18 protein-coding genes are annotated in these 23,367 nt (G+C 63.4%); 11 read left to right on the forward strand and 7 right to left on the reverse strand.

What is annotated here, in order from left to right:
• The first annotated feature begins 81 nt into the window (after positions 1-81).
• Complete coding sequence (gene pcaF, locus C266_RS17860; RefSeq protein ID WP_010804966.1) at positions 82-1,284, forward strand: 3-oxoadipyl-CoA thiolase; 1,203 nt, start codon at positions 82-84, stop codon at positions 1,282-1,284.
• Positions 1,285-1,458: 174 nt separating this feature from the next.
• Here pcaF and leuA read toward each other — a convergent pair whose 3' ends face one another.
• Positions 1,459-3,165, reverse strand: coding sequence for a 2-isopropylmalate synthase (leuA, locus tag C266_RS17865; RefSeq protein WP_010804965.1), 1,707 nt, complete (start codon positions 3,163-3,165; stop codon positions 1,459-1,461).
• A gap of 339 nt (positions 3,166-3,504) precedes the next feature.
• Positions 3,505-3,978: an Lrp/AsnC family transcriptional regulator gene (locus C266_RS17870; protein WP_010804964.1), complete on the reverse strand. Its 474-nt coding sequence runs from the start codon at positions 3,976-3,978 to the stop codon at positions 3,505-3,507.
• A 324-nt stretch (positions 3,979-4,302) separates the two neighbouring features.
• Here C266_RS17870 and hppD point away from each other — a divergent pair, with 324 nt between their 5' ends.
• From hppD to C266_RS17885, 3 genes are all read left to right on the forward strand, one after another.
• Positions 4,303-5,376: a 4-hydroxyphenylpyruvate dioxygenase gene (gene hppD, locus C266_RS17875; protein ID WP_010804963.1), complete on the forward strand. Its 1,074-nt coding sequence runs from the start codon at positions 4,303-4,305 to the stop codon at positions 5,374-5,376.
• 188 nt (positions 5,377-5,564) lie between these two features.
• Positions 5,565-6,950: an amino acid permease gene (locus C266_RS17880; RefSeq protein WP_010804962.1), complete on the forward strand. Its 1,386-nt coding sequence runs from the start codon at positions 5,565-5,567 to the stop codon at positions 6,948-6,950.
• 200 nt (positions 6,951-7,150) lie between these two features.
• Positions 7,151-8,350, forward strand: a complete 1,200-nt coding sequence (locus C266_RS17885; protein WP_010804961.1) for an amino acid aminotransferase — start codon at positions 7,151-7,153, stop codon at positions 8,348-8,350.
• A 69-nt stretch (positions 8,351-8,419) separates the two neighbouring features.
• Here C266_RS17885 and C266_RS17890 read toward each other — a convergent pair whose 3' ends face one another.
• Complete coding sequence (locus C266_RS17890) at positions 8,420-9,247, reverse strand: alpha/beta fold hydrolase (RefSeq protein WP_010804960.1); 828 nt, start codon at positions 9,245-9,247, stop codon at positions 8,420-8,422.
• A 407-nt stretch (positions 9,248-9,654) separates the two neighbouring features.
• Here C266_RS17890 and C266_RS17895 point away from each other — a divergent pair, with 407 nt between their 5' ends.
• A complete protein-coding gene (locus C266_RS17895; protein ID WP_010804959.1) occupies positions 9,655-10,374 on the forward strand; it encodes a glutathione S-transferase N-terminal domain-containing protein in 720 nt (239 codons plus the stop codon).
• 108 nt (positions 10,375-10,482) lie between these two features.
• Here the strand turns inward: C266_RS17895 and C266_RS17900 are convergent, their stop codons facing one another.
• The 4 genes from C266_RS17900 to C266_RS17915 form a co-directional block, all read right to left on the reverse strand.
• Entirely contained in the window at positions 10,483-11,688 is a 1,206-nt protein-coding gene (locus C266_RS17900) for an NAD-dependent formate dehydrogenase (protein ID WP_010804958.1), read from the reverse strand.
• Between the two features lie 328 nt (positions 11,689-12,016).
• The gene (locus tag C266_RS17905; RefSeq protein ID WP_010804957.1) at positions 12,017-12,928 is read right to left on the reverse strand and encodes a LysR family transcriptional regulator; all 912 of its coding nucleotides are present in this window, start codon (positions 12,926-12,928) and stop codon (positions 12,017-12,019) included.
• 163 nt (positions 12,929-13,091) lie between these two features.
• Positions 13,092-15,641 (reverse strand): penicillin-binding protein 1A, encoded by a 2,550-nt coding sequence (locus C266_RS17910; protein ID WP_010804956.1) that lies wholly within the window; start codon positions 15,639-15,641, stop codon positions 13,092-13,094.
• Between the two features lie 61 nt (positions 15,642-15,702).
• Positions 15,703-16,419, reverse strand: a complete 717-nt coding sequence (locus C266_RS17915; protein ID WP_036663702.1) for a FadR/GntR family transcriptional regulator — start codon at positions 16,417-16,419, stop codon at positions 15,703-15,705.
• Between the two features lie 336 nt (positions 16,420-16,755).
• Between C266_RS17915 and C266_RS17920 the strand changes: the two genes are divergently transcribed.
• The 6 genes from C266_RS17920 to C266_RS17945 all read left to right on the forward strand — a co-directional run bounded on the left by C266_RS17920 (position 16,756) and on the right by C266_RS17945 (position 22,896).
• The gene (locus tag C266_RS17920) at positions 16,756-18,462 is read left to right on the forward strand and encodes a lactate permease LctP family transporter (RefSeq protein ID WP_010804954.1); all 1,707 of its coding nucleotides are present in this window, start codon (positions 16,756-16,758) and stop codon (positions 18,460-18,462) included.
• A gap of 79 nt (positions 18,463-18,541) precedes the next feature.
• Positions 18,542-19,324 carry a (Fe-S)-binding protein gene (locus C266_RS17925; RefSeq protein WP_010804953.1) on the forward strand — a complete coding sequence of 261 codons (783 nt, stop codon included), beginning with the start codon at positions 18,542-18,544 and terminating at the stop codon, positions 19,322-19,324.
• Entirely contained in the window at positions 19,321-20,730 is a 1,410-nt protein-coding gene (locus tag C266_RS17930) for a lactate utilization protein B (RefSeq protein WP_010804952.1), read from the forward strand. The genes C266_RS17925 and C266_RS17930 overlap by 4 nt, the downstream gene beginning before the upstream one ends.
• Positions 20,727-21,356, forward strand: a complete 630-nt coding sequence (locus C266_RS17935) for an LUD domain-containing protein (RefSeq protein ID WP_010804951.1) — start codon at positions 20,727-20,729, stop codon at positions 21,354-21,356. Before C266_RS17930 ends, C266_RS17935 begins: the two co-directional genes overlap by 4 nt.
• Positions 21,357-21,495: 139 nt before the next feature.
• A complete protein-coding gene (locus C266_RS17940; protein ID WP_010804950.1) occupies positions 21,496-22,215 on the forward strand; it encodes an OmpW family protein in 720 nt (239 codons plus the stop codon).
• A 183-nt stretch (positions 22,216-22,398) separates the two neighbouring features.
• A complete protein-coding gene (locus tag C266_RS17945) occupies positions 22,399-22,896 on the forward strand; it encodes a DUF2946 family protein (RefSeq protein ID WP_010804949.1) in 498 nt (165 codons plus the stop codon).
• Positions 22,897-23,367: the final 471 nt, after the last annotated feature.

Here is a 23,367-nt window from a genome sequence, read left to right on the forward strand (position 1 = left end):
CGTCGTACGACACCATCGCACGCCACCATCGCCGGGACATCATCGAATGTGGCCCGGCGATTTTCATTGTGAGGTAGACAAATGAGTGAAGTCTTCATCTGCGACGCAATTCGCACCCCGATCGGCCGCTACGGCGGCGCGCTGTCTTCCGTGCGTGCCGACGACCTCGGCACCATTCCCCTCAAGGCGCTCATGGCGCGCAACGGCGGTGTCGACTGGACGCAGGTCGACGACGTGATCTTCGGCTGCGCCAACCAGGCCGGGGAAGACAATCGCAACGTGGCGCGCATGTCGGCGCTGCTGGCCGGCCTGCCGCAAGACGTGCCGGGCGCCACGCTCAACCGTCTGTGCGGCTCGGGCATGGATGCCATCGGCACGGCAGCACGGGCCATCAAGGCAGGCGAAGCCGGTCTGATGATTGCGGGGGGCGTGGAGAGCATGAGCCGTGCGCCGTTCGTGATGGGCAAGGCGGCCAGCGCGTTTTCGCGTCAGGCGGAGATTTTCGATACGACCATCGGCTGGCGCTTCGTCAATCCGTTGATGAAAGCGCAGTACGGCGTGGATTCGATGCCCGAGACGGGCGAGAACGTCGCGACCGAGTTCGGCATCAGCCGCGAAGATCAGGATCGCTTTGCGGTGCATTCGCAGGAGAAGGCAGCGCGCGCTCAGGCGAACGGCACGCTTGCCGAGGAAATCACGCCGGTGTCGATCGCCCAGAAGAAAGGCGAAGCAATCGTCGTCGATCGCGACGAACACCCGCGTGCGACGAGCATGGAAGCGCTCGCCAGACTCAAGGGCGTGGTACGCCCGGATGGCACCGTGACCGCCGGTAACGCTTCTGGCGTCAACGACGGCGCCTGCGCACTGCTATTGGCAGACGAGGCGAATGCGGCGCGCTTTGGCCTGACGCCGCGAGCCCGGATTCTGGGCATGGCGACGGCAGGGGTGGCACCGCGCATCATGGGCATCGGTCCGGCTCCCGCAACAAAAAAACTGCTCGCGCGGCTCGGTATGTCGCTCGATCAGTTCGATGTCATCGAACTCAACGAAGCGTTTGCGAGCCAGGGCCTTGCCGTGCTGCGTCAGCTCGGCGTGGCCGACAACGACCTGCGCGTCAATCCGAACGGCGGCGCCATTGCGCTGGGCCATCCGCTCGGCATGAGCGGCGCACGTCTGGTGACGACGGCGATGTATCAACTGAAGCGTTCCGGTGGTCGCTTTGCGCTGTGTACGATGTGCATTGGGGTCGGCCAAGGCATCGCTATCGCCATCGAAGCGGTGTAATCCCACTACCCCGCCGGTGTTTTCAGGCCGGCGGCGGTCGTGCGGGACTGGGTAAGTTCCGCTACGCCGCACCGGGGTCCCGCGAGCACGATCAGTGCCGGGCGGGACCCGTCTGCCCCTTGTCTCCTTCCGTCCTTCTGTCCTTCCTGCTGTTCCGCTAGTGCCGCCGGCCGTTCAGACAGCCTTGGCGACGTCACGCATCACGGCGTCGAAAAAGGTGGCCTGCGCATCGCTGCGAGCGTAAGCACGGTTGATCCCGCTGATGACCGCCCGAATCGATGCCGTCGTCAGATTCGCATCGATGCCCACACCGAACGCGCTGCCCACGATGGTCTCGCCCGCCATTTCTGCGATGGCAATCGCCCGTGCGTCGGCCCCCTGCGTGAGGGCGCGTTCCTCGTAGTGCTGCACACGCACAGGCGTACGCATGGCGTGCATCAGCGCATCGAGCGGGCCGTTACCGGCGCCCGACACGGTGGTGCGCTGACCGTGAATGTCGATGGTCACGGCAATGTGCTGACGGCCGTCGCGCTCCGAGAGCGTGTGACCGATGTAGGCGACCGGCGCATCGGACGCCACGTATTCCTTCTGGAACAGTTGCCAGATCTGCGAGGCGGTGACTTCGGCCCCCGTCTCGTCGGTGTGGCGCTGCACGGCCGAGCTGAAATCGACTTGCAGACGACGCGGCATTTGCACGCCGTAGGCCTGCTCGAGCAGGTAGGCGATGCCGCCCTTACCCGATTGGCTGTTCACGCGAATGATCGAGTCGTACGTGCGGCCGAGATCGCTCGGGTCGATGGGCAGGTACGGCACTTCCCAGATCGCATCCGGCTTTTGTACGGCGAGGCCCTTCTTGATGGCGTCCTGGTGCGAGCCCGAAAACGCGGTGAAGACCAGATCGCCGACATACGGATGACGCGGATGCACGGGCAACTGCGTGCACTCTTCGGACGTGCGGGCGATTTCGTTGATGTTCGAGAAGTCGAGGCCCGGGTCCACCCCTTGCGTGTACAGGTTCAGACCGAGCGTGACGAGATCGACGTTACCGGTGCGCTCACCGTTACCGAAGAGACAACCTTCGATGCGATCGGCACCGGCCATCACGGCCAGCTCGGCGGCGGCCACCGCCGTGCCGCGATCGTTGTGCGGGTGAACCGAGAGGATCAGCGAATCGCGGCGCGCGAGGTTGCGGTGCATCCATTCGATCTGGTCGGCGTAGTAGTTCGGTGTGCCGATTTCCACCGTCGCCGGCAAATTCACGATGCACTTGCGCTCGGGCGTCGGCTGCCATACGTCGAATACGGCATCGCATACGTCCTTCGCGAATGCGAGTTCGGTACCGGTGAACGTTTCGGGGCTGTATTGCAGCGTCCATTGCGTATCGGGCGCGGCGTCGGCACAACGCTTGATCGTCTTGGCGGCAGCAACGGCGAGCGCTTTCACGCCCGGCTGATCGAGGTTGAAGACGATGCGGCGGAATTCGGGCGCCGTGGCGTTGTAGAGGTGAACGATGGCACGCGGTGCGCCCTTAAGCGCGGCGAACGTACGCTCGATGAGGTCGTCGCGGGCTTGCGTGAGCACTTCGATGGTGACGTCATCGGGGACGTGACCGCCTTCGATCAATTCGCGTACGAAGTTGAAATCGGTGTCGGACGCCGACGGAAACGCCACCTCGATTTCCTTGAAGCCGATGGCGACGAGCGTCTTGAACATGCGCATCTTGCGCTGGGCATCCATCGGCTCGAACAGCGCCTGGTTGCCGTCACGCAAATCGGTACTCATCCAGATCGGTGCGCGCGTGATGGTGCGGCTCGGCCACTGTCGGTCCGGAATATTGACCGGCGTGAACGGGAGGTATTTCGTGGCGGGGTTCTTCAGCATGGCGTTGTCTCGATTGTCGGCAAAAGTGTCAACCGGACGACGCATGAACGCAAAGAAGCTACGACCGCCGGTTGGAGGAACCGGGGCTTAGGTCGGCGTAACTGGGGAAAATCAGCGGTGCTTCAGTGAGGAATTCAGACGATGCACGCGCGCAGCAACGGACCAAGCCCGGTGGAGCGGGCTAGTAGTCGTAGCGAGAAGGAGAATTGCGCGGTGATCATGTGACGCATGAGATCACAGATTTTCCAACGCTGTCAACCATGATGTGTTGCCTCGCAAGATTCCCATAATGGGTAGCATGGGTTGTCGAACGGCGGGGTCTCCCCCTCCCTCTGGGACTCAGGCCGAGAGCGGAACGGCCGAGGTGCACTTGATCTCGTCGAGACAAACGCTCGACTTGACGGCGCTCACCCCCGGAATGCGCATCAGCGTATCGAGCAGAAAGTCGGACAACGCCTTCAGGTCGCGGGCGACGACCTTGAGCACATAGTCGATATCCCCCGTCACGGAGAAGCACTCCTGAATCTGCGCCAGCTCCGCGACCAGTCCCTTGAAGTTCGACAGGTCGCGGATATGCCCGCGCTCCATCGTGACGTGGACGAACGCGACTACGCCGAATCCGAGCCGTTGCGCGTCGAGCCGGGTGTCGTACCCCTTGATCACCCCCATCTCTTCGAGCCGCCGGTGACGACGCAGTGTCTGCGCCGGCGATAGCTTGATGGCTTCGGCCAGTTCCAGATTCGAAATTCGCCCGTTCGACTGCAAAATCCCCAGCAGCCGGACGTCGATTCGGTCGATCTCGATGTGATGCACTTTTATTTCCCCTCACAGTTCCCTGGCGAAATATTAATTCATAACCTAGGGTTTCCCTACCTCAGTTACGAAATCCTATTTTGCGGCACCCCACTTACACTGAGCGCCGTAAAACGTCGAAATGCACGCAAGATCCTTGTCATTTCAAGGGTTCCGGCGAATGGAACGGACGGGGCACCCTATCCCGACCGCACGGTCAACAAATCACAATTTTGTTGCATCTTCCCGCACCGCCGATATGGGTAACGGATGACAACCACCGGGCAGTGCACACGTCCAACGAATCAGTCACCTCACAAATCACCTCACCAAGCCGAGACGATCATGGCCGACCTCTTTGACAACCCGATGCAATTGATGGGCTTCGAATTCGTGGAATTCGCGTCGCCCACACCGAACGTCCTCGAACCGATTTTCGAACAGATGGGCTTCACGCTCGTGGCACGTCACCGCTCGAAAGACGTGGTGCTGTACCGCCAGGGCGACATCAACTTCGTCGTGAATCGCGAGCCGAACAGCGAGGCCGCCTACTTCGCTGCCGAACATGGCCCGAGCGCCTGCGGCATGGCATTCCGGGTGAAAGACTCGCACAAGGCTTACGCCCGCGCGCTGGAACTCGGCGCCCAGCCGGTCGAGATCTCGACTGGCCCGATGGAGCTGCGTCTGCCGGCGATCAAGGGCATCGGCGGCGCGCCGCTGTATCTCATCGACCGTTTCGAAGAAGGCAAGTCGATATATGACATCGACTTCGAATACATCGAAGGCGTCGACCGTCATCCGGTGGGCCACGGCCTGCGTCTGATCGATCACCTGACGCACAACGTATATCGCGGTCGCATGGCGTACTGGGCCAACTTCTACGAGAAACTGTTCAACTTCCGCGAGATCCGCTACTTCGACATCTCGGGCGAATACACGGGCCTGACGTCCAAGGCCATGACGGCCCCCGATGGTAAAATCCGCATTCCCCTGAACGAGGAATCGGCCAAGGGTAGCGGCCAGATCGAAGAATTCCTGATGGCCTTCAACGGCGAGGGCATTCAGCACATTGCGTTCCTCACCGACAACCTGATCGACGTCATCGACCGCCTGCAAATGGCGGGTGTCGACCTGATGACCGCGCCTAACGACTTCTACTACGATGCGCTCGAAACCCGTCTGCCGGGTCACGGTCAGCCGGTTGGCGAACTGAAGTCGCGGGGCATCCTGCTCGACGGCACGACCGAAGGCGGCAAGCCGCGACTGCTGTTGCAGATCTTCTCGAAGACCCTGCTCGGCCCGGTGTTCTTCGAGTTCATCCAGCGTCAGGGCGACGACGGCTTCGGCGAAGGCAACTTCAAGGCGCTGTTCGAATCGCTCGAGCGCGACCAGATCGAGCGGGGCACGCTCAAGGTCTGAGTCCAGGGGAGACACCCGGCGGTATATGCCCCGGGCTCGCGATCATCGTTCGCCACGATGATCCCAAAGGACACGGCGACGGTGCCATAAGCGCCGCGCCGTGGCGGCTCAACGGTTCCGGTTCGTTCCCACAGAACGAAAACAGAGAAGCGCGCCGCTTGGTAACGAAGGTAGGGTAAGGAACAGACATGTCCGGCAACGCAGCAAATGAAGGCTCGCTCCACCGCGGCCTGAAGAATCGTCACATCCAATTGATCGCGCTGGGTGGCGCGATCGGCACCGGCCTCTTTCTGGGCATCGCACAAACCATCAAGACCGCGGGCCCATCCGTTCTGCTGGGCTACGCCATCGCGGGCGTCGTCGCGTTTTTCATCATGCGACAGCTCGGTGAAATGGTCGTCGACGAGCCCGTCGCCGGCTCGTTCAGCTACTTCGCCAACAAGTATTGCGGCCAGTTTGCCGGCTTCGTCTCGGGCTGGAACTACTGGGTGCTCTACGTGCTGGTCTCGATGGCCGAACTCTCGGCCGTCGGCATCTACGTGCAGTACTGGTGGCCCGCCATTCCCACCTGGGTCTCGGCCCTCGTGTGCTTTGGCATCATCAACGCCGTCAATCTCTCCAGCGTGAAGTCGTACGGCGAGACGGAGTTCTGGTTCGCCATCATCAAAGTCGCCGCCATCGTCGGCATGATCGGGTTCGGCGCCTACCTGCTCTTCTCCGGCAACGCGGGCCCCGACGCCAGCGTGACCAACCTGTGGCGGCACGGCGGCTTCTTCCCGAACGGCGTGTCGGGCCTCGTCATGGCGATGGCCGTCATCATGTTCTCGTTCGGCGGACTGGAGCTGGTCGGCATCACCGCGGCCGAAGCCGACAATCCTTCGCGCACCATCCCGCGCGCGACCAATCAGGTCATCTACCGCATTCTGATTTTCTACGTCGGCGCCCTCGGTGTGCTGCTCTCGCTGTACCCGTGGGAAAAGGTCGTGACCGGCGGCAGCCCGTTCGTGCTGATCTTTCACGAGTTGAACAGCGACATCGTTGCCCATGTGCTCAATGCCGTGGTGCTCACGGCTGCGCTGTCGGTCTACAACAGTTGCGTGTACTGCAACAGCCGCATGCTGTACGGTCTGGCCGGTCAGGGCAACGCGCCGCGCGCCCTGCTCAAGGTGAACGCCCGCGGTATCCCGCTCGCAGCGCTCGGCGTCTCGGCAGCCGCAACCGCCGTGTGTGTGGTGATCAACTACTTCATGCCGGGCAAGGCGTTCCAACTGTTGATGGGGCTGGTCGTGTCGGCACTCATCATCAACTGGGCGATGATCAGCGTGATTCATCTGGCCTTCCGCCGTGCCAAGGCGCGTGCAGGCGAAACCACGTTGTTCAAGAGCCTCGGCTATCCGCTCACCAATTATGTGTGCCTCGTGTTCCTCGGCGGCATTCTGGTCGTGATGTACCTGATCCCGGATCTGCGCATTTCGGTCTACCTGATCCCGGTGTGGCTGGTCGTGCTCGGCATCGGCTATCGCTTGCGTCAGAAGAACAGCGCCGCCCCGGTTCCCGTCAACACAACGCGCTAAACCGCACTGCCCCGGCAGCCGCCGGTCTCAAGAAAACGCCGTATGCCCCGGGGCGCCAGCCGCCCCGGGGGCATACCCGGCGACACCTCACTAGCGGTATCATCGGTGGTTTGCGTCGCCGGGGCCGCCAGAGCCGCCCGGCCGGCCCGGCGCTCTCTCAGCGCGCGTTACCGACTTTCTTTCGTTTTCCAGGAACTGCCATGTTCGAACATATCGATGCCTACCCCGGTGACCCGATCCTGTCGCTCAATGAGAATTTCGCGAAAGATCCCCGTACCGACAAGGTCAACCTGAGCATCGGCATCTATTACGACGACGATGGCCGTCTGCCGGTCATGCAGGCCGTGCGTCAGGCCGAAGCGCTGCTGCTCGCCGAAGTCGGTCCGAAGCCGTACCTGCCGATGGCGGGCTTCGCCGGCTATCGCGACGTCGTGCAAGCCCTCGTGTTCGGCGAAGACTCGCCAGCCCGCAAGGCCGGCAGCATCGCCACGGTGCAGACGCTGGGCGGCTCGGGCGCACTCAAAGTCGGCGCAGACTTCATCAAGCGCTACTTCCCCGGCTCGCAGGTATGGGTGAGCGATCCGACGTGGGACAACCATCGCTTCATCTTCGAGCGCGCCGGTTTCACCGTGAATACGTACCCGTATTACGACGAAGCCACCGGTGGCCTGCAGTTCGAAGCAATGGTCGATGCCATCGACAAACTGCCTGCGCGCAGCGTGGTGCTGCTGCACGCGTGCTGTCACAACCCGACCGGCGTCGATCTGAACGACGCACAGTGGGTGCAACTGATCGACGTGCTCAAGAAGCGCGAACTGCTGCCCTTCGTGGACATGGCGTATCAGGGCTTCGGCTCGGGCATCGACGCCGACGCCTTTGTGATCCGCGAGCTGGCCCGTCAGAGCGTGCCGGCCTTCGTCGCCAATTCGTTCTCGAAGAACTTCTCGCTGTACGGCGAGCGCTGCGGCGGGCTGTCGGTCATTTGCGAGTCGGCGGAAGCGGCCGATCGCGTGCTGGGGCAACTGACGAGCGCGGTGCGCTCGAACTACAGCAACCCGCCGACGCACGGCGCGAAGATCGTTGCCAAGGTGCTGAGCACGCCGGAACTGCGCAAGTCGTGGGAAGCCGAACTCGCCGAGATGTGCCAGCGCATCACGCGCATGCGCGGTGCGATTCACGAAGGCCTGCGCGGCCATGTGCCCGACAACATGCTCTCGCGCTATCTCGAGCAGCGCGGCATGTTCACGTACACGGGACTGTCGGCGGCACAAGTCGACGTGCTGCGTGATCAGTATGGCGTCTATCTGATTCGCTCGGGCCGCATGTGCGTGGCCGGCCTGAACGAGAAGAACGTCGGTGTGGTAGCCGACAGCATTGCCAAGGTGCTGAACAACGGCTGAGCGTCGGTCGACACATGAAGCAGGTAAGGGACGGCACATGCCGTCCCTTTTTTCATGTCTCGCAACGCCTCAGGACGCCTTGCGCAGGAACTCGAGCAGATCGGCGTTCACCTTGTCGGCCTCGACGACGCACATGCCGTGCGCACCGCCCGGATAGACCTTCAGCGTCGCGTGCTTGACGATCTGCGCGGTGAGTTTGCCCGAGTCGTCGATGGGCACGATCTGATCGTCGTCGCCATGCAGCACAAGCGTCGGCACGTCGATCTTCTTCAGATCTGCGGTGTAGTCCACTTCCGAGAATTCCTTGATGCAAAGGTACTGGCCCAGATGCGAGCCCCACATCCCTTGCAGCCAGAAGGCATCGATCACCCCCTGCGACGCCTTGGCATTCGGCCGGTTGTACCCGAAAAACGGCACGGCCAGATCCCGATAGAACTGTGAGCGATTGCCCACCACATTCGCGCGAATTTCGTCGAACACGCCGATGGGCAGACCGTTCGGATTCTTGTCCGACTTGACCATGATGGGCGGCACCGCACCGATCAGCACCGCCTGCGCAGCGCGGCGCGTGCCATGACGGCCGAGATAGTGCGCCACTTCGCCGCCTCCCGTGGAGTGCCCCACGAACGTGGCATCGTGCAGATCGAGCGATTCGACCAACGCCGCCAGATCGTCGACGTAAGTGTCCATGTCGTTACCGGTGCCGGGCTGATCCGAGCGACCATGCCCGCGACGGTCATGGGCGATAACGCGAAACCCGTGCTGCACGAGAAACAGCATCTGGGCGTCCCACGCGTCGGCGCTCAGCGGCCACCCGTGCGAGAACACCACTGGGCGGCCCTTGCCCCAGTCTTTGTAGAAAATCGAGGTGCCATCCTTCGTCTTGAAAGTGCTCATGATGCGATCCTTGCGCAATGCGCGATATGAACGACAACGAGGAGGTGCCGGCCGGGGCGTCTGTAGAGACGAGATGCCACGTCGCGACACGGAAGGCAGCGCGGCAGGGTTTGCCGGCCATCGAGACAGGACTTCACGTGTCGGAGTGCCATGCAACCGTCGTGAAGGTCTTCAATTTAAGACCGCGATGCGCGTGCATGCAAGGTGAAAATGCTTGACGATTTCGTGAGCGAGATTCACGAAACCTGCCGAATGAGTGTCATGAACGGCAAACCGGCAACACGATGCCCATTGCTGGTGCACACATGGCGCCGCCGTGCATCCGTCGTCAGCACATCTGCGCGCTTGGCGTTATATTGGCTGTCCCGCGGCTCTGCTGGCCGCTTATCACGAATGCGCCGATCCCCATGTCCGATCAGTCCGCCGATTTGTCCCAGTTTCCCATCACGCGCAAGTGGCCTGCTGCGCACCCCGACCGTCTGCAACTGTATTCGCTGCCCACGCCCAACGGCGTGAAAGTGTCGATCATGCTTGAGGAGATCGGGCTGCCGTACGAAGTGCATCTGGTGAACTTCCAGACCGACGACCAGCTCTCGCCCGAGTTTCTCTCGCTCAACCCCAACAACAAGATTCCCGCGATCCTCGATCCGAACGGTCCCGGCGGTAAGCCGCTGCCGCTGTTCGAGTCGGGCGCGATCCTCTGGTACCTCGCCGAGAAGACCGGCAAGTTGCTACCCGCCGACCCGGCCGCGCGCTATGAAACGCTGCAATGGGTGATGTTCCAGATGGGCGGTGTCGGGCCGATGTTCGGTCAGGTGGGCTTCTTCCACAAATTCGCGGGCAAAGACTTCGAAGACAAGCGTCCGCGCGAGCGCTATGTGAACGAATCGAAGCGTTTGCTCGGCGTGCTCGATGCGCGTCTGGCGAATCGCCGGTGGATCATGGGCGACGACTACACGATTGCCGACATTGCGACGTTCCCGTGGATCAGAAATCTGGTCGGCTTCTACGAGGCAGGCGAGCTGGTCGATTTCGCCCAGTTCAAGAACGTGCAACGTGCACTCGCGGCATTCGTCGAGCGCCCCGCCGTCGTTCGCGGACTCGACATCCCGAAGCGCCCTGCATAAGCGCGGATGAGCGCAAACGAGCGCAAAAAAAACCGGCGCATCGATGAGATGGCCGGCTGAGAACGTGACGAGGCACGAGGAGGTTGTGCCTCGCCACACGTTGGGCCGTTAGGCCGACTTCCTGAAGCGAGCCGCCTCTTCCGAGCCGCCCGTGGCGTTACCGGCGCTGTACGAGTGAGCGCCCACCCCGGCGAGCTTGCCGTCCTGCACGATGAGGTACTCGTTGCGAATCGGACGATTCTCGAAGTAGCACTCCAGAATCTCGCGCGTGCCTGCGGCGTAACGTGTCTGTGCCGAGAGGCTCGTCCCGGAGATATGCGGCGTCATGCCGTGGTGCGGCATGCTGCGCCACGGATGATCGGCCGGTGCCGGTTGCGGGAACCACACGTCGCCGCCGTAGCCGGCCAGCTGACCGCTCTCTAGGGCGGCCGCCACCGCGTCGCGGTCGCACAACTTGCCGCGCGCCGTGTTGATCAGATACGCACCGCGCTTGAAGTGCTTCAGGCTGTCGGCGTTGATCATGTGCTCCGTTTCCGGGTGCAGCGGGCAGTTCAGCGTAACCACGTCGCAAACCTTCGCCAGACTCTCAAGACTTGTGTGGTGCGTGAGGTTCAGTTCCTTCTCGACAGACGCCGGCAGACGGTGGCGATCGAGATAGTGCAGATGCGTGCCGAACGGCTTCATCAGGCGCAGCACGCGAAGACCGATCCGCCCCGCGGCGACCGTGCCGACATGCATACCTTCCAGATCGTACGAACGCTCAACGCAATCGGCAATGTTCCAGCCGCCCTTGAGTACCCAGTTGTACGACGGCAGATAGTTACGCACGAGCGCGAGCGTGGTCATCATCACGTGTTCGGCAACGCTGTTGCTGTTGCAGTACGTCACTTCCGCGACCGTGATGCCGTGCTCCATCGCAGCTTGCAGATCGGTGTGATCCGAGCCGATGCCCGCAGTCACAATCATCTTCAGTCGCTTCGCGCGCCTGATGCGCTCGGCCGTCATGTAGGCGGGCCAGAACGGTTGCGAGATCACGATTTCGGCGTCGGCCAGTTCGCGGTCGAGCACGCTGTCGTCGCCATCCTTGCTCGACGTCACCACGAGTTGGTGACCGTTCGATTCGAGGTACTTGCGCAGGCCCAGTTCGCCCGACACGCTGCCGAGCAGTGCCCCCGGCTGGAAGTCAATGGCACGCGGCGTCGGCAGCGACTGACCGTCGGGATACGATTCGATCTTGGGCAGATCGTCGCGGGCGTAGGTCTTCGGGTATCCGGTGACGGGGTCGTCGTACAGCACACATACAATCTTTGCCATGGTGTCTCGCTCCTGAAATGATGATCTACACGATGTCTGCGTTGGCGACGCATCACAGCGTCGCTGCATTGCGACCAATGATCGATGCCACAGACGCGCTTGGAAAATCGTTCCGGCCGATCGATTGATCGGTGAGACCTATCAACTCGCAGGGCGATGGCTCAGACCCCGGCCGATCCCCGTGATGTCCTGCGATCCCCCCCGGGCTTGGCACATGTCATGAAGTGTGCCAACTCAAGTCGACTCCAGGTCAAGGGATTGGCTGCGGGAATGGAGGGCGATCCCGACCAGTGACGTCAAGCGGTAGCGTCGAAGAGAACGATCCGGATTACGCTGGCAAGAGCGCGTCCAGCCGTGTCTGCAAATCGACCGAGCGAAACGAAGCCACTGCCGCGGCGAGCAACGGCGGGCGTGGTTGCCGCTCACGCAAAATCAGACCGATCTCGCGGTGCAGCGCGGGTTGTAACGGCACGGCATGCAATTCGTCGCGCATCTCTGCGAGACACAGCACGCTGTGCGGCACGATGCTGAAGAGCCCGGCGCACCGCACATGCGCATACAGCGCCATGAGCGAATCCGTCTCCACGCGCGGCAACGCTGACGTGCCCGCCCGCGCCAGCGCCGCATCGATCCCCTGACGGCATTGCATGTTGCTCGTGAGCAGGCACAGCGGCAGCCTCGCCGCCTCATGCCACGACAACGACGTGCGTCCGGCCAGTGCGGTTTCGTCGCGCGCAATCAGCACATATCGTTCACGGAACAGCGAGATCGTTTCGAATTCGCGTAGACGCGGATCGTCGAGATAGCTCAAACCGACATCCAGATCGAGTTCGGAAAGCTGACGCAGCGCCTGCGTCGCGGAAAGCGTATAGACCTCGTGACGCATACCGGGGAACTCGCGCAGACAGGCGTCGGTAAGCAGCGGTACGAGCGGCAGTGCGGTGGGGATCGTGCCGATGCGCAGGCAACCGGTGACTTCTCGACGGCTCGCGCTCGCCTCCTGTCGCAAGCCCTCGCAATCGGCCAGCACCTGTCGCGCCCACGCCAGCACGCGCTCGCCTTCCGGAGTGAAGCCTTCGAAGCGGCGTCCGCGACGCACGATCGGCAGGCCGAACTCTTCTTCGATACTACGGATCGCACCGGACAGCGTCGGCTGCGACACGTTGCACAGTTCCGCCGCGCGGCGAAAGTGCTGCGCCTGCGAAAGCGCCACGAGATAACTCAACTGCCGAATGAACATGGCCTGGCCCCTCCCCGGTGTCGCGGCAGACGCCTCCGCGCTACGTTATATCTTTTCGAATATAGCGCAAGGCATGACGGGCCAGTCATGAGAATACTGCATAACTGTGATGGCAAACCCGCCCGGCGGGCGCCGGGCGGTCGGCCTGCCCGATGGTCGCCGCTTATTGCGCGGGAACGGGCGAGGCGGGATTGGTTGTCGCGGGTGACGGGGAGACAGGCATCACGGGCGGTGCCGACGATGCGCCGCTTCCCGCTGGGGACGACGGCGATCCGCCGTTCGGCGACGAAGCACCCGGCCCGTTCCACTCGCCCGGTACCCCCGGAATCGTGTTGCCGCGCGGCGCGCTTGCGGGCAACGCGGCATCTGGCTGCGTCAGCACGGCCGACGCGACCGGTACGGGCAACGGCCCACCGTCGCTGGCCGCATCGGGCGTCGGGACGGGCGGAGCCGGTACCGGTGCCGCCGGGCGCGTCACCGGTGCCTTCGGTTTGGTTTCCGGCGATGTCTTCGTGAAAAGGCCCGTTACCCAATCGGAGGCGCGTGTCCACCAGTCGCTGTACCAATGATGGTTGTCCGGGGCTTCGAACTTCGCATTCGCATCGATCACCTTCGCACGCAACGCCCGCGAGAATACGTCGCCGACGATCGGCAGCGCGCTATGAGCGCCCTGCCCCCAGTAATCGCTGCGCAGCGTGATACGGCTGTCGTTGAAGCCGACCCACGCGCCCGCCACCAACTGCGGTTGCATGAGGATGAACCAGCCGTCGGCGTTGTCCTGTGTCGTGCCCGTCTTGCCCGCCACGTCGGCGCGAATGCCGAAGCGCGTACGAATCGCATTTCCCGTACCGCGATTGATGACGCCGCGCATGGTGTCGAGCAGCGTGTAATCGTCGTTCACGGAGAGCGCCCGCTCGGGACGCGCCGGCGAGAACGTCGCCAGCACATCGCCTTCGCCGTTCGTGATCTCGGTGACCATTGTCGGCTCGCGATACTCGCCACCGTCCGCGATGGTGCCGTATGCGACGACCATTTCCTTGAGCGAAACAGGGCTCGTGCCCAGCGCCAGCGACGGCACCGGGTCGAGCTTGCTTTCGCGCACGCCCATCGCCCGCGCCAGCCCGGCCACGCGCGATGGCCCGACGTCCTGCATGAGTTGTGCCGTGACGGTGTTGCGCGACTGCGCCAGCGCGTCGCGCAACGTCATGGGTTTGTTGGTCGGCGCGCTGTCGTCGCTGGGCCGCCAGATCTCGCCGCCCGCGAGCGGGATCTCGACAATCTGGTCGACGATGGTGTCGTCCGGCGTTCTGCCTTTGACGAAGGCCGCGCCGTAGACGAACGGCTTGAAGGTCGAGCCCGGCTGACGGCGTGCCTGCTGCACGTGATCGAACGGGTCGATCGTGAAATCGCGGCTGCCGACCCACGCGCGGATTTCCCCCGTGCGCGGATCGATGGCCAGAAAACCCGCCTGCACGCGAGTCTTCGTCGTGCGCAGATTCTGCATGAACGTCTTGTCCGCGAGCAGACGCTTCATCGCCGCCTCAGGCGCTTCGCCCCCCGCTACCGCATTGCGATACTCCGCCGATTCGCGCACGAACGACTGCACCAGCGCCGTACTGTCGCGCCAGCCTCCGCGTGCCGACCAGTTGACATCGGCAATGCCTTGCAACTGATTGGCCTGACGCGTCAGCGCCTGCGTCGCCATCGTCTGCAAACGCGAGTCGATGGTGGTGTGCACGACGAGGCCGTCGGAATAGATGTTGTAGCCGTTCCGGTCTGCCCAACCGATCAGCCACTTGCGCAATTGCTGCGCGAAGTGCGGCGCGGGCCCCGGCGCTTCGGTCTGCCGCTCGAAGTCGATGCGCAACGGCCGCTTCTGCAGCGCGGCGAGCTTCGACGCGTCGAGGTCGCCGAACTTGACCATCTGGGCGAGCACGGTGTTGCGACGCTGCAATGCTCGCTCGGGGTTGATCACAGGGTTGTAATAGCTGTTGCCCTTGAGCATGCCGACGAGCGTGGCGGCTTCAACGACGTCGAGCTGATCGGCCGACTTGTCGAAGTACGTGCGCGCCGCCATCTCGATGCCGTACGCGTTGTACAGGAACGGCACAGTGTTCAGATACGTCTCGAGAATCTCGGGCTTCGTGTAAAGCGCTTCGATCTTGAGGGCGGTGATCGCTTCCTTGAGCTTGCGTGTGAGCGTGGGCGCGCGGCCGATCTCGTCGGGATACAGATTGCGCGCGAGCTGCTGCGTGATGGTCGAGCCGCCTTGCCGGTCGCCGGAGAACGTGTGCAGCGCCGCCGAGGCCGTGCGCTTCAGGTCGATGCCGTGGTGCTCGTAGAAGCGGTGGTCTTCCGTCGCGATCAGCGCCTTGACGACATTCGGCGACACGTCCTTGAGCGCCACCCATTCCCGGTTCGAGGGCCGGAATTCGGCCAGCAGCTTGCCGTCCACCGACAACACTTGTGCCGGCTGGTCGATCTTCGCCCGCCGGATGTCGCGAATGCCCGGCGTGAACGGAATCAGGATCAGCGTGTAGGCGACGAGCAGGCATGGCACGGCCGCGACGGTGACGAGCACGCCGCGGCGCGTTGGATGGCGCAGGTGATACCACGCACGGGCCGCATATGGCTGCAAGGGTTGCACAAGGCGGAGACCATGCCGGCCAGCTTGGGCGGCGGCATGCAACAGCGACGAAATCGGGCGCTTCACGATAGGGGAAAGCGTGGCAAAGTCCGCATCCTACCAAAACCGGCAGGCGAACCCTGCAAGCTCAGGGCACGATAGGTGCCGGCGAGTCGGGCTCGAGCTTGCGCCAAACGAAGCCGATGTGCTCGCGCATGATGCGGCGCGCCTCCTCCGGCTGACGTGTGCGAATCGCCTCCCAAAGCGCGAGATGCTGCGCGAGGATGATCTCCGACGCCTGTTCGCGCAACTCGAACAGCCCCGCGTTGTTCAGCGAGATGTGCTCGTAGAGCATCTTGACCACGCTGCCTTGCAGGTGACGGAGCATGGCGTTGTGAGACGCGTTGGCGAGCGCCGTGTGAAAGTCGCCGTCCAGCCGCGATTCGAGCACGGTGTCGCCTTGCTCGTGTGCGGCTACCAGCCCGTCGACCAGTTCCGCCATGCGGGCGAGATCCTCGTCGGTCGCCCGCACGGCAGCCAGATATGCCGTGGTGCCCTCCAGCATCAGACGGAATTCCAGCATGTCCGGACGCAGTTCCGGATGGTCGCCCACCAATTGCCGCCACGGTGAAATCAGCCCTGTCTGCAAACGATCCGAAACATAGACGCCCGAGGCGGCGCGCGTCTTGAGCAGCCCGCGAGCCACGAGGCGCTGAAGCGCCGCGCGAACCGTCGAGCGCGCCACCCCCAGCGACGCAGCCAACGCACGCTCGGACGGAATGCGCTCGCCTGGCGACCACACGCCTTCGATCAGTCGGGTTTCGAGTTCGCGCGTGATGCGCTCGGTCAGATTGGGACCGCTCACGGTGATGTCTCCTGCCGCATGCCAGATGCGTTCGGTTGAATGCGTGCGATGGTGGCCACGCGGCGATCGAATTGCACCGCGCGGGCCTCGCATGCCCTGCGCGTGCACCATTGACGCATGTTCTCGGTTTGCCGCGATTCTGCGCCACTCACCGCCGATCACGGCAACTGGTACGACCAGTTTGCCCGAACGCTTCTCAGGTGTCGATCATCGCGGCAGCCGGACACTACGTCCGCGCGAACCGTCGTGCCATCCGCATCAAACGCGGCCGCACGCACGGCAATACGGCCAGAAACAGGCCTTAAAGCAATCGATCACCAAATCGAGGAGACGCAAGTGGAAGTGTGGGTACAGAACTACGTGCCGGGTGGCACGCTATGGATGGCGGCACTCATGGCCGCGTTACCGATTGTCGTATTCTTCGTAGCCTTGGCCGGACTGCGCATGAAGGCGCATACCGCCGGCGCATTGACCGTCGCGCTTTCCCTCGTCATTGCGGTCACCTACTTCGGCATGCCCGCCAGGATGGCGGCCATGTCGGCGGTTTACGGCTTTGCTTATGGCCTGTGGCCCATCGCGTGGATCATCATCACGGCGGTGTTTCTCTATCGCGTGGTGGTCGAGACCGGACAGTTCGACATCATTCGCAGCTCGGTGGTGTCGCTGACCGACGATCAGCGTCTGCAAATGCTGCTGATCGGCTTCTCGTTCGGCGCATTTCTTGAAGGCGCTGCGGGCTTCGGCGCACCGGTCGCCATCACCGCCGCACTGCTCGTGGGACTCGGCTTCGAGCCGCTCCGCGCAGCGGGGCTTTGCCTGATCGCCAACACCGCGCCTGTCGCGTTTGGCGCGATGGGCATTCCGATCATCGTGGCGGGTCAGGTGAGCGGCATCGATCCGTTCCATATCGGTGCGATGGCGGGGCGTCAGTTGCCGCTGCTCTCCGCTTTCGTGCCGTTCTGGCTGGTGTTCATCATGGACGGCAAGCGTGGCGTCAAAGAGACGTGGCCTGCCGCGCTCGTCGCCGGTGGCAGCTTCGCCGTCGCGCAGTACTTCTCGTCGAACCACATCGGGCCGGAACTGCCCGACATCATCTCGTCTCTGTTCTCGCTCGTGTGTCTGGCCGGCTTCCTGAAGGTCTGGCAGCCGAAGACGTCGGCCGCGCGCGGCCATGCAGGCGTGAGTGCCTCGGGCGGCGCCGCCGCGCTGGGCGGGTTCGGCGGCCTCAATGGCGGATCGGCGCGCAGCACCAAGCCGTCGCCTTATACGGCCGGCCAGATCCTGCGCGCCTGGGCGCCGTTCCTGATCCTCACCGGCATGGTCACGATCTGGAGCCTGCCGGGCTTCAAGGCGCTGTTCGCGAAGACCGGCCCGCTCGCGTGGACCGTACCGTCGCTGCATGTGCCGGGACTGGATCGTCTCGTGGCAAAAGCCGCCCCGATCGTGGCCACGCCCACGCCGATGGACGCCATCTTCAAGTGGGACGCCCTCTCGGCTACCGGCACGGCGATCTTCATCGCGGCACTGCTCTCGATGGCATTGCTTCGCATGAAGCCGGCCGCCGGCGCGACGAACTTCTTCAAGACCGTTGCGGAACTGCGAAAGCCGGTGCTGGCCATCGGCCTCGTGCTGGCGTTCGCCTTCGTCATGAACTACTCGGGCATGTCGACGACGCTGGCGTTGCTGCTCGCCCACACCGGCGCGGCATTCCCGTTCTTCTCGCCGCTGCTCGGCTGGCTGGGCGTGTTCCTGACCGGTTCGGACACGTCGTCCAACGCCCTCTTCTCCGGTTTGCAGAGCACCACGGCGCAGCAGATCGGCGTGTCGAACACGTTGCTCGTCGCCGCGAACACGACTGGCGGCGTGACCGGAAAGATGATTTCCCCGCAGTCGATCGCCGTGGCGTGCGCGGCCACCGGCCTGATCGGCAAGGAAGCCGATCTGTTCCGCTTCACCGTGTGGCACAGCCTGATGTTCGTCGTGCTCGCCGGTCTGATCACTCTGATTCAGGCGTACTGGCTCACGGGGATGCTGGTGCATTGAGTCTGTCTTCGTTATCGACACTCGCCGCCGCGCTGCCGATGCGCGGCGGCGAGTGTGTCGTCCCCTGTTGGAGAACCCCATGAAAGTGGCCCTGTTCGTCCCCTGTTTCATCGACGCACTGTTTCCCGAAGTGGCCATCGCCACCCTGGAACTGCTGGAGAAACTCGGTGTGACGGTCGATTACCCGCGTCGTCAGACCTGTTGCGGGCAACCGCTGGCCAACAATGGTTGCGAGGCCGACGCCACCGGCACCGAAACGCTCTTCGTCGAGAATTTCGCCGGTTACGACTACATCGTCTCGCCCTCGTCGAGTTGCGTGCATCATGTGCGCAAGCATCTGACGGCCGCAGGCGAGTCGGAACGCGTAGCCGCCGTTCGCGCCAATACGTACGAACTCACCGAATTCCTTCACGACGTGCTGAAGGTTCGCGATTTTCCGTGGGCGGCGTTTTCGCATACCGTCGGCCTGCACAACAGTTGCAGCGCCATCCGTCATCTGCATGCGGCGTCGGCCAGCGAGATTCCCGGAGAACCATGGTCGAAAGCCCGCACGCTGCTCGAGGGGGTACGCGGCATCCGCTTCGCCGCCCCTCGCCGTCCCGACGAATGCTGCGGCTTCGGGGGCACCTTTTCGGTGTCTGAACAGGCGGTGTCCGTGAAGATGGGACAGGACAAGGTGCGCGACCATCTCGACGCCGGCGCGCAGTTCATCGTCTCGGCCGACATGTCATGCCTGATGCACCAGAAAGGATGTGCGGCACGCACGCAAACCCCGATGCGGTTCCTTCACATTGCGCAGGTGCTCAATGGCGTGGACGTCGGCGCACCGGCGGCCGCGACGCCCAACGAGGTGACGGCATGAACACGGGGCAGCGCGTCGATCACGCGAAGAACGCCGAGGCGTTTCTCGCGAAGACGGAACATGTGGCGTTTCACGATAAACGCCTCTGGGACCTGCGGATGAAACGCGATGCGCAAGCGGCGTCCATCGGCGAATGGGAGACCCTGCGCACGCTCGCGTCGCAAATCAAGGAACACACCCTGTCGCGGCTCGGCGACTATCTCGACCAGTTCGCCACGCAAGCCGAAGCGAACGGCGTGAAAGTGCACTGGGCGCTCGACGCTGCCGCGCACAATGCCATCGTTCACGGCATTCTCGCGGCGCACGGCGTCAGAACACTCGTCAAGAGCAAGTCGATGCTGACAGACGAATGCGAGTTACGCGAGTATCTCGAACCTCGCGGCATCCATGTCATGGAGACCGATCTCGGCGAGCGCATTCAGCAACTCGACAAGCAGCCGCCGTCGCACGTGGTCGTGCCCGCCGTGCATAAACTGCGGGGAGATGTCGCACGGTTGTTCGGCCGCACGCTCGGCACCGATCCGGCTAACGACGACGTTCACTATCTGGCCGAGAGTCAGCGGCAGACCACGCGCCCGGCGTTTCTCGAAGCGGGGGCGGGCATGACCGGGTGCAACTTTGCCGTCGCGGAAACGGGCACGGTCGTGGTCTGCACCAACGAAGGCAATGCCGATTTGTCCGCCAACGTGCCGCCGGTGCACATCGTGTCCATCGGCATCGAGAAGCTGATTCCGCGCATAGCCGATCTCGGCGTATTCGTGCGCTTGTTATCACGTAGCGCACTCGGGTCGCCGATCACGCAATACACCTCGCATTTTCGCGTGCCGCGCCCGGGCACGGAGATGCACTTCGTCATCGTAGACAACGGCCGTTCGGCGCGGCTGGCGATGGACGACTTCTGGTACTCGCTCAAGTGCATCCGCTGCGGCGCTTGCATGAACACCTGTCCGGTCTACCGGCGCAGCAGCGGCCTGTCGTACGGCAGCACCTACGCGGGGCCCATCGGCGCGATCCTCAATCCGGCCTACGATCTCAAACGCTACAGCGCGCTGCCGTTCGCCTCGACAATGAACGGCAGTTGCACCAACGTCTGCCCCGTGCGCATCAACATTCACGAGCAGTTGTACAAGTGGCGCCAGATCGTGGCCGAGGAAGGCGAACTGCCGCGCGTCAAGCGCAGCCTGATCAAAGTCGCTGGCAAACTGCTCGCCAATCCGGTGCTGTATCGCACATCGGTCAAGTCGATGAACACCGCGCTGCATCGGCTGCCCAATATGGTGCTCTACAACCCGCTCAACACGTGGGGCAAAGGCCGCGATCTGCCCGACGCGCCCAAGCAGACATTCCGTGACTGGTATGACGCCAACCGGAAGTCGCCCGACACCGGACGCAAGGACCCATCATGAGCACTTCCCGCGAAGAATTTCTCGTGCGCGTACGCGCCGCACAACGCGTGGCGCTACGCGACGACGATCATCCGGCCGAAGGCGCGCGTGAGCCGTTTCCCTTGCCTGCGCTGCCTGTCTTCGAGACACCGGGCGGCGATCGGTGCGAGCGGTTTGGCAACAACCTCGTCGCCATGGGCGGCAAGCTCGCAACGCTCGACAATGCGCAGGCGCTGGCTGCCTGGCTCGCCGAACGCTTCCCCGGCGTTACGCCAGTGACAGCAACATCGGAAGCCGTGTCGGCGCAACCGCTCGATGTCTTGCGCGCACCTGCGTCGCTGCATGACGTCGACGTCGGTATCGTGCGCGCCCGCTTCGGCGTTGCGGAGACGGGGTCCGTCTGGCTCTCCGAACGGGAGTACGGCGTCAACGCACTCGGCTATCTGGTACAGCATCTCGTGGTATTGCTCGATCCGCGCGATATCGTCGACGGCTTGCAAGACATATACCGTCGGCCCGACTTCGCGCTGGCGCGCTATGCGGTGCTCGTTACGGGCCCATCGGCGACAGCCGATATCGAAGGCGTGCTGATTCAAGGCGCCCAGGGCGTGCGCTCGCTGACCGTCGTGTTGCTCCCTCGCGACTGATCGTCGCGAAAACAACACGACCGCGCGACAGTTTGTCGCACAATGCCCCCACGTTTCCCCGCGCTTGACGCGCGTCAAGTTCGCCGAAGGAACCTGCTTCTACCATCGATCGTGCTCACTCACGACTTTGGACATCATCATGAAGCACTCCCTCGGCGCTGCGGCCATCGCAGCCGCGCTCGTTACCGGTGCCGCCTTCTTCAGCGCATCCGCCTCGGCACAAGCCAATTCGCAAGCCCCGTCACAGGCCGCAGACAACGCGGCCCCCGCGTCGGAGAAGACCTTCGGCTTCATCAAGGACAGTTCGCAAGGCATCTACGCCGGCGACATCCTCGCGCGCGTGCGCGCCATCGGCATCTTGCCCGACTCGCATGCGAGCGGCAGCGTGCTGCCGACGCTGGGCGTGACCGTGAATAACGCGATCGTGCCGGAACTCGACTTCACGTACATGATTCTCGATAACGTCGGCGTCGAACTCATTCTCGGGATGTCGCGTCATCAACTCACGTCGAACATCGGCCATCTGGGCGGTGTGAACGTGCTGCCGCCGACGCTGCTGCTGCAATACCACTTCAACCATGCGGGCAAGGTGCGTCCGTATGTCGGTGCGGGTATCAACTACACGCGCTTCTGGAACAGCAGCCTGAACGCGGGTGGCACCCCGATCTCAATCAAGAACCACAGCGTCGGTCCGGCACTGCAAGCCGGGGTGGACATTCAGATGACGAAGAATCTGTTCTTCAACATCGACATCAAGAAAGTCTGGATGAAGACCGACACTTCGCTCGCAGGCACCGACCTCGGCACACTGCACATCGATCCGCTCATCGTCGGCGTCGGTGTCGGCCTGAAGTTCTGATATCCGGTGTGGAGCGCCATACGCCTGGGGGGGCGGTGGCGCTCCTTTTTTTACCCGGACGCCCGATGCGGCAAATTGTCGCGCACTCCCTACATGAGAACGCAAGGCATTTACGCCGCTCGGCGACACCACCTACAATGCCTGGTTCCCTGATTTTTTCCCATTTCTTCATCCGGCCCGGGCATGCGCAAGCTTCGTCAGCATCGCGTCGCAATCGGGATCGCCTTGCTGGCGATCCTGCTGGCAGCGCTCATGCCGGCGATTGCGCAATGGCGCGCCGCGACGCAGCAAGACCCATTCGCGGTCTATTGCACGGTGCAGGGCACGCAGGCCGCACTGGGCACGAACACCACGGAGCGCGCCAACGCCCAGCGTGAAGCGGCCCACGACGGACACACCGGTCACGACGACGCGCAAGCACCGCCCGCACAGCCGCAGACCACGAGCCTGCACAGCAGCCACGGCGGCACGGATCACTCGCTCGCCTCGGCGGACCATTGGGAAAAGTGCGGCTACTGCACGCTCTGGGCCCATCAACCCCTCGTCACCACCCACCTTCTCTCCCTCCCGCCTGCCGCACCGGCGGGGGTCGCCACCGCCCCCCGGGTGCTGGTGCCGTACTACCCGCGCGCCCGTTTCTCCGCCGCCCTCGCGCGCGCACCGCCCGTCCCCGCCGCCTGATTCTTCCGACTTCCGGCCAATACCGGAATGCCCTGCCGAACGCGTCGAGCCTCGTTAGCGCGTCTTGCCGTGATCTGCACTCGCTGTGAACACACCGTTCGCGCAGCGCGTTTGATCCGTGTCGTGCGCACCGCCCGCTTTGGAGAACACCGCGCGGCCGCACGCGTCATCGCGCACGTATGCGAAACGACATCGAGTTGTCACCACGACGCGCGGGGCATTGCCATTCCCGTGTGTCGCAGCAAGGCACCGCACACGTTCGGCACCCACACGATCATCAGGCGACCGCGACGCGGTCGCGAGAGAGACTCTCATGTCACGTCCCATGACACAGAAGCCGCTGCAAACGGCCATCGCACTTGCCCTTGCCTCGCTGGGCAGCACGGCACACGCACTCACTAACGACCCCGAGACAACTGGCCTGAGCGTTGCGATCGACGCGACACACGCGGCAACGCACACGGGCCACCA

It is taken from the genome of Pandoraea sp. SD6-2 (genome assembly GCF_000389825.1).
Taxonomy (GTDB): Bacteria; Pseudomonadota; Gammaproteobacteria; order Burkholderiales; family Burkholderiaceae; genus Pandoraea; species Pandoraea communis.

Coding starts and splice junctions, on each gene's coding strand:
- C266_RS17900 (WP_010804958.1), bottom strand. CDS start 11,688: ATGGCAAAGATTGTATGTGTGCTGTACGACGACCCCGTCACCGGATAC.
- C266_RS17905 (WP_010804957.1), bottom strand. CDS start 12,928: ATGTTCATTCGGCAGTTGAGTTATCTCGTGGCGCTTTCGCAGGCGCAG.
- C266_RS17885 (WP_010804961.1), top strand. CDS start 7,151: ATGTTCGAACATATCGATGCCTACCCCGGTGACCCGATCCTGTCGCTC.
- C266_RS17930 (WP_010804952.1), top strand. CDS start 19,321: ATGAACACGGGGCAGCGCGTCGATCACGCGAAGAACGCCGAGGCGTTT.
- C266_RS17890 (WP_010804960.1), bottom strand. CDS start 9,247: ATGAGCACTTTCAAGACGAAGGATGGCACCTCGATTTTCTACAAAGAC.
- C266_RS17895 (WP_010804959.1), top strand. CDS start 9,655: ATGTCCGATCAGTCCGCCGATTTGTCCCAGTTTCCCATCACGCGCAAG.
- pcaF (WP_010804966.1), top strand. CDS start 82: ATGAGTGAAGTCTTCATCTGCGACGCAATTCGCACCCCGATCGGCCGC.
- C266_RS17940 (WP_010804950.1), top strand. CDS start 21,496: ATGAAGCACTCCCTCGGCGCTGCGGCCATCGCAGCCGCGCTCGTTACC.
- C266_RS17925 (WP_010804953.1), top strand. CDS start 18,542: ATGAAAGTGGCCCTGTTCGTCCCCTGTTTCATCGACGCACTGTTTCCC.
- C266_RS17880 (WP_010804962.1), top strand. CDS start 5,565: ATGTCCGGCAACGCAGCAAATGAAGGCTCGCTCCACCGCGGCCTGAAG.
- hppD (WP_010804963.1), top strand. CDS start 4,303: ATGGCCGACCTCTTTGACAACCCGATGCAATTGATGGGCTTCGAATTC.
- leuA (WP_010804965.1), bottom strand. CDS start 3,165: ATGCTGAAGAACCCCGCCACGAAATACCTCCCGTTCACGCCGGTCAAT.
- C266_RS17945 (WP_010804949.1), top strand. CDS start 22,399: ATGCGCAAGCTTCGTCAGCATCGCGTCGCAATCGGGATCGCCTTGCTG.
- C266_RS17935 (WP_010804951.1), top strand. CDS start 20,727: ATGAGCACTTCCCGCGAAGAATTTCTCGTGCGCGTACGCGCCGCACAA.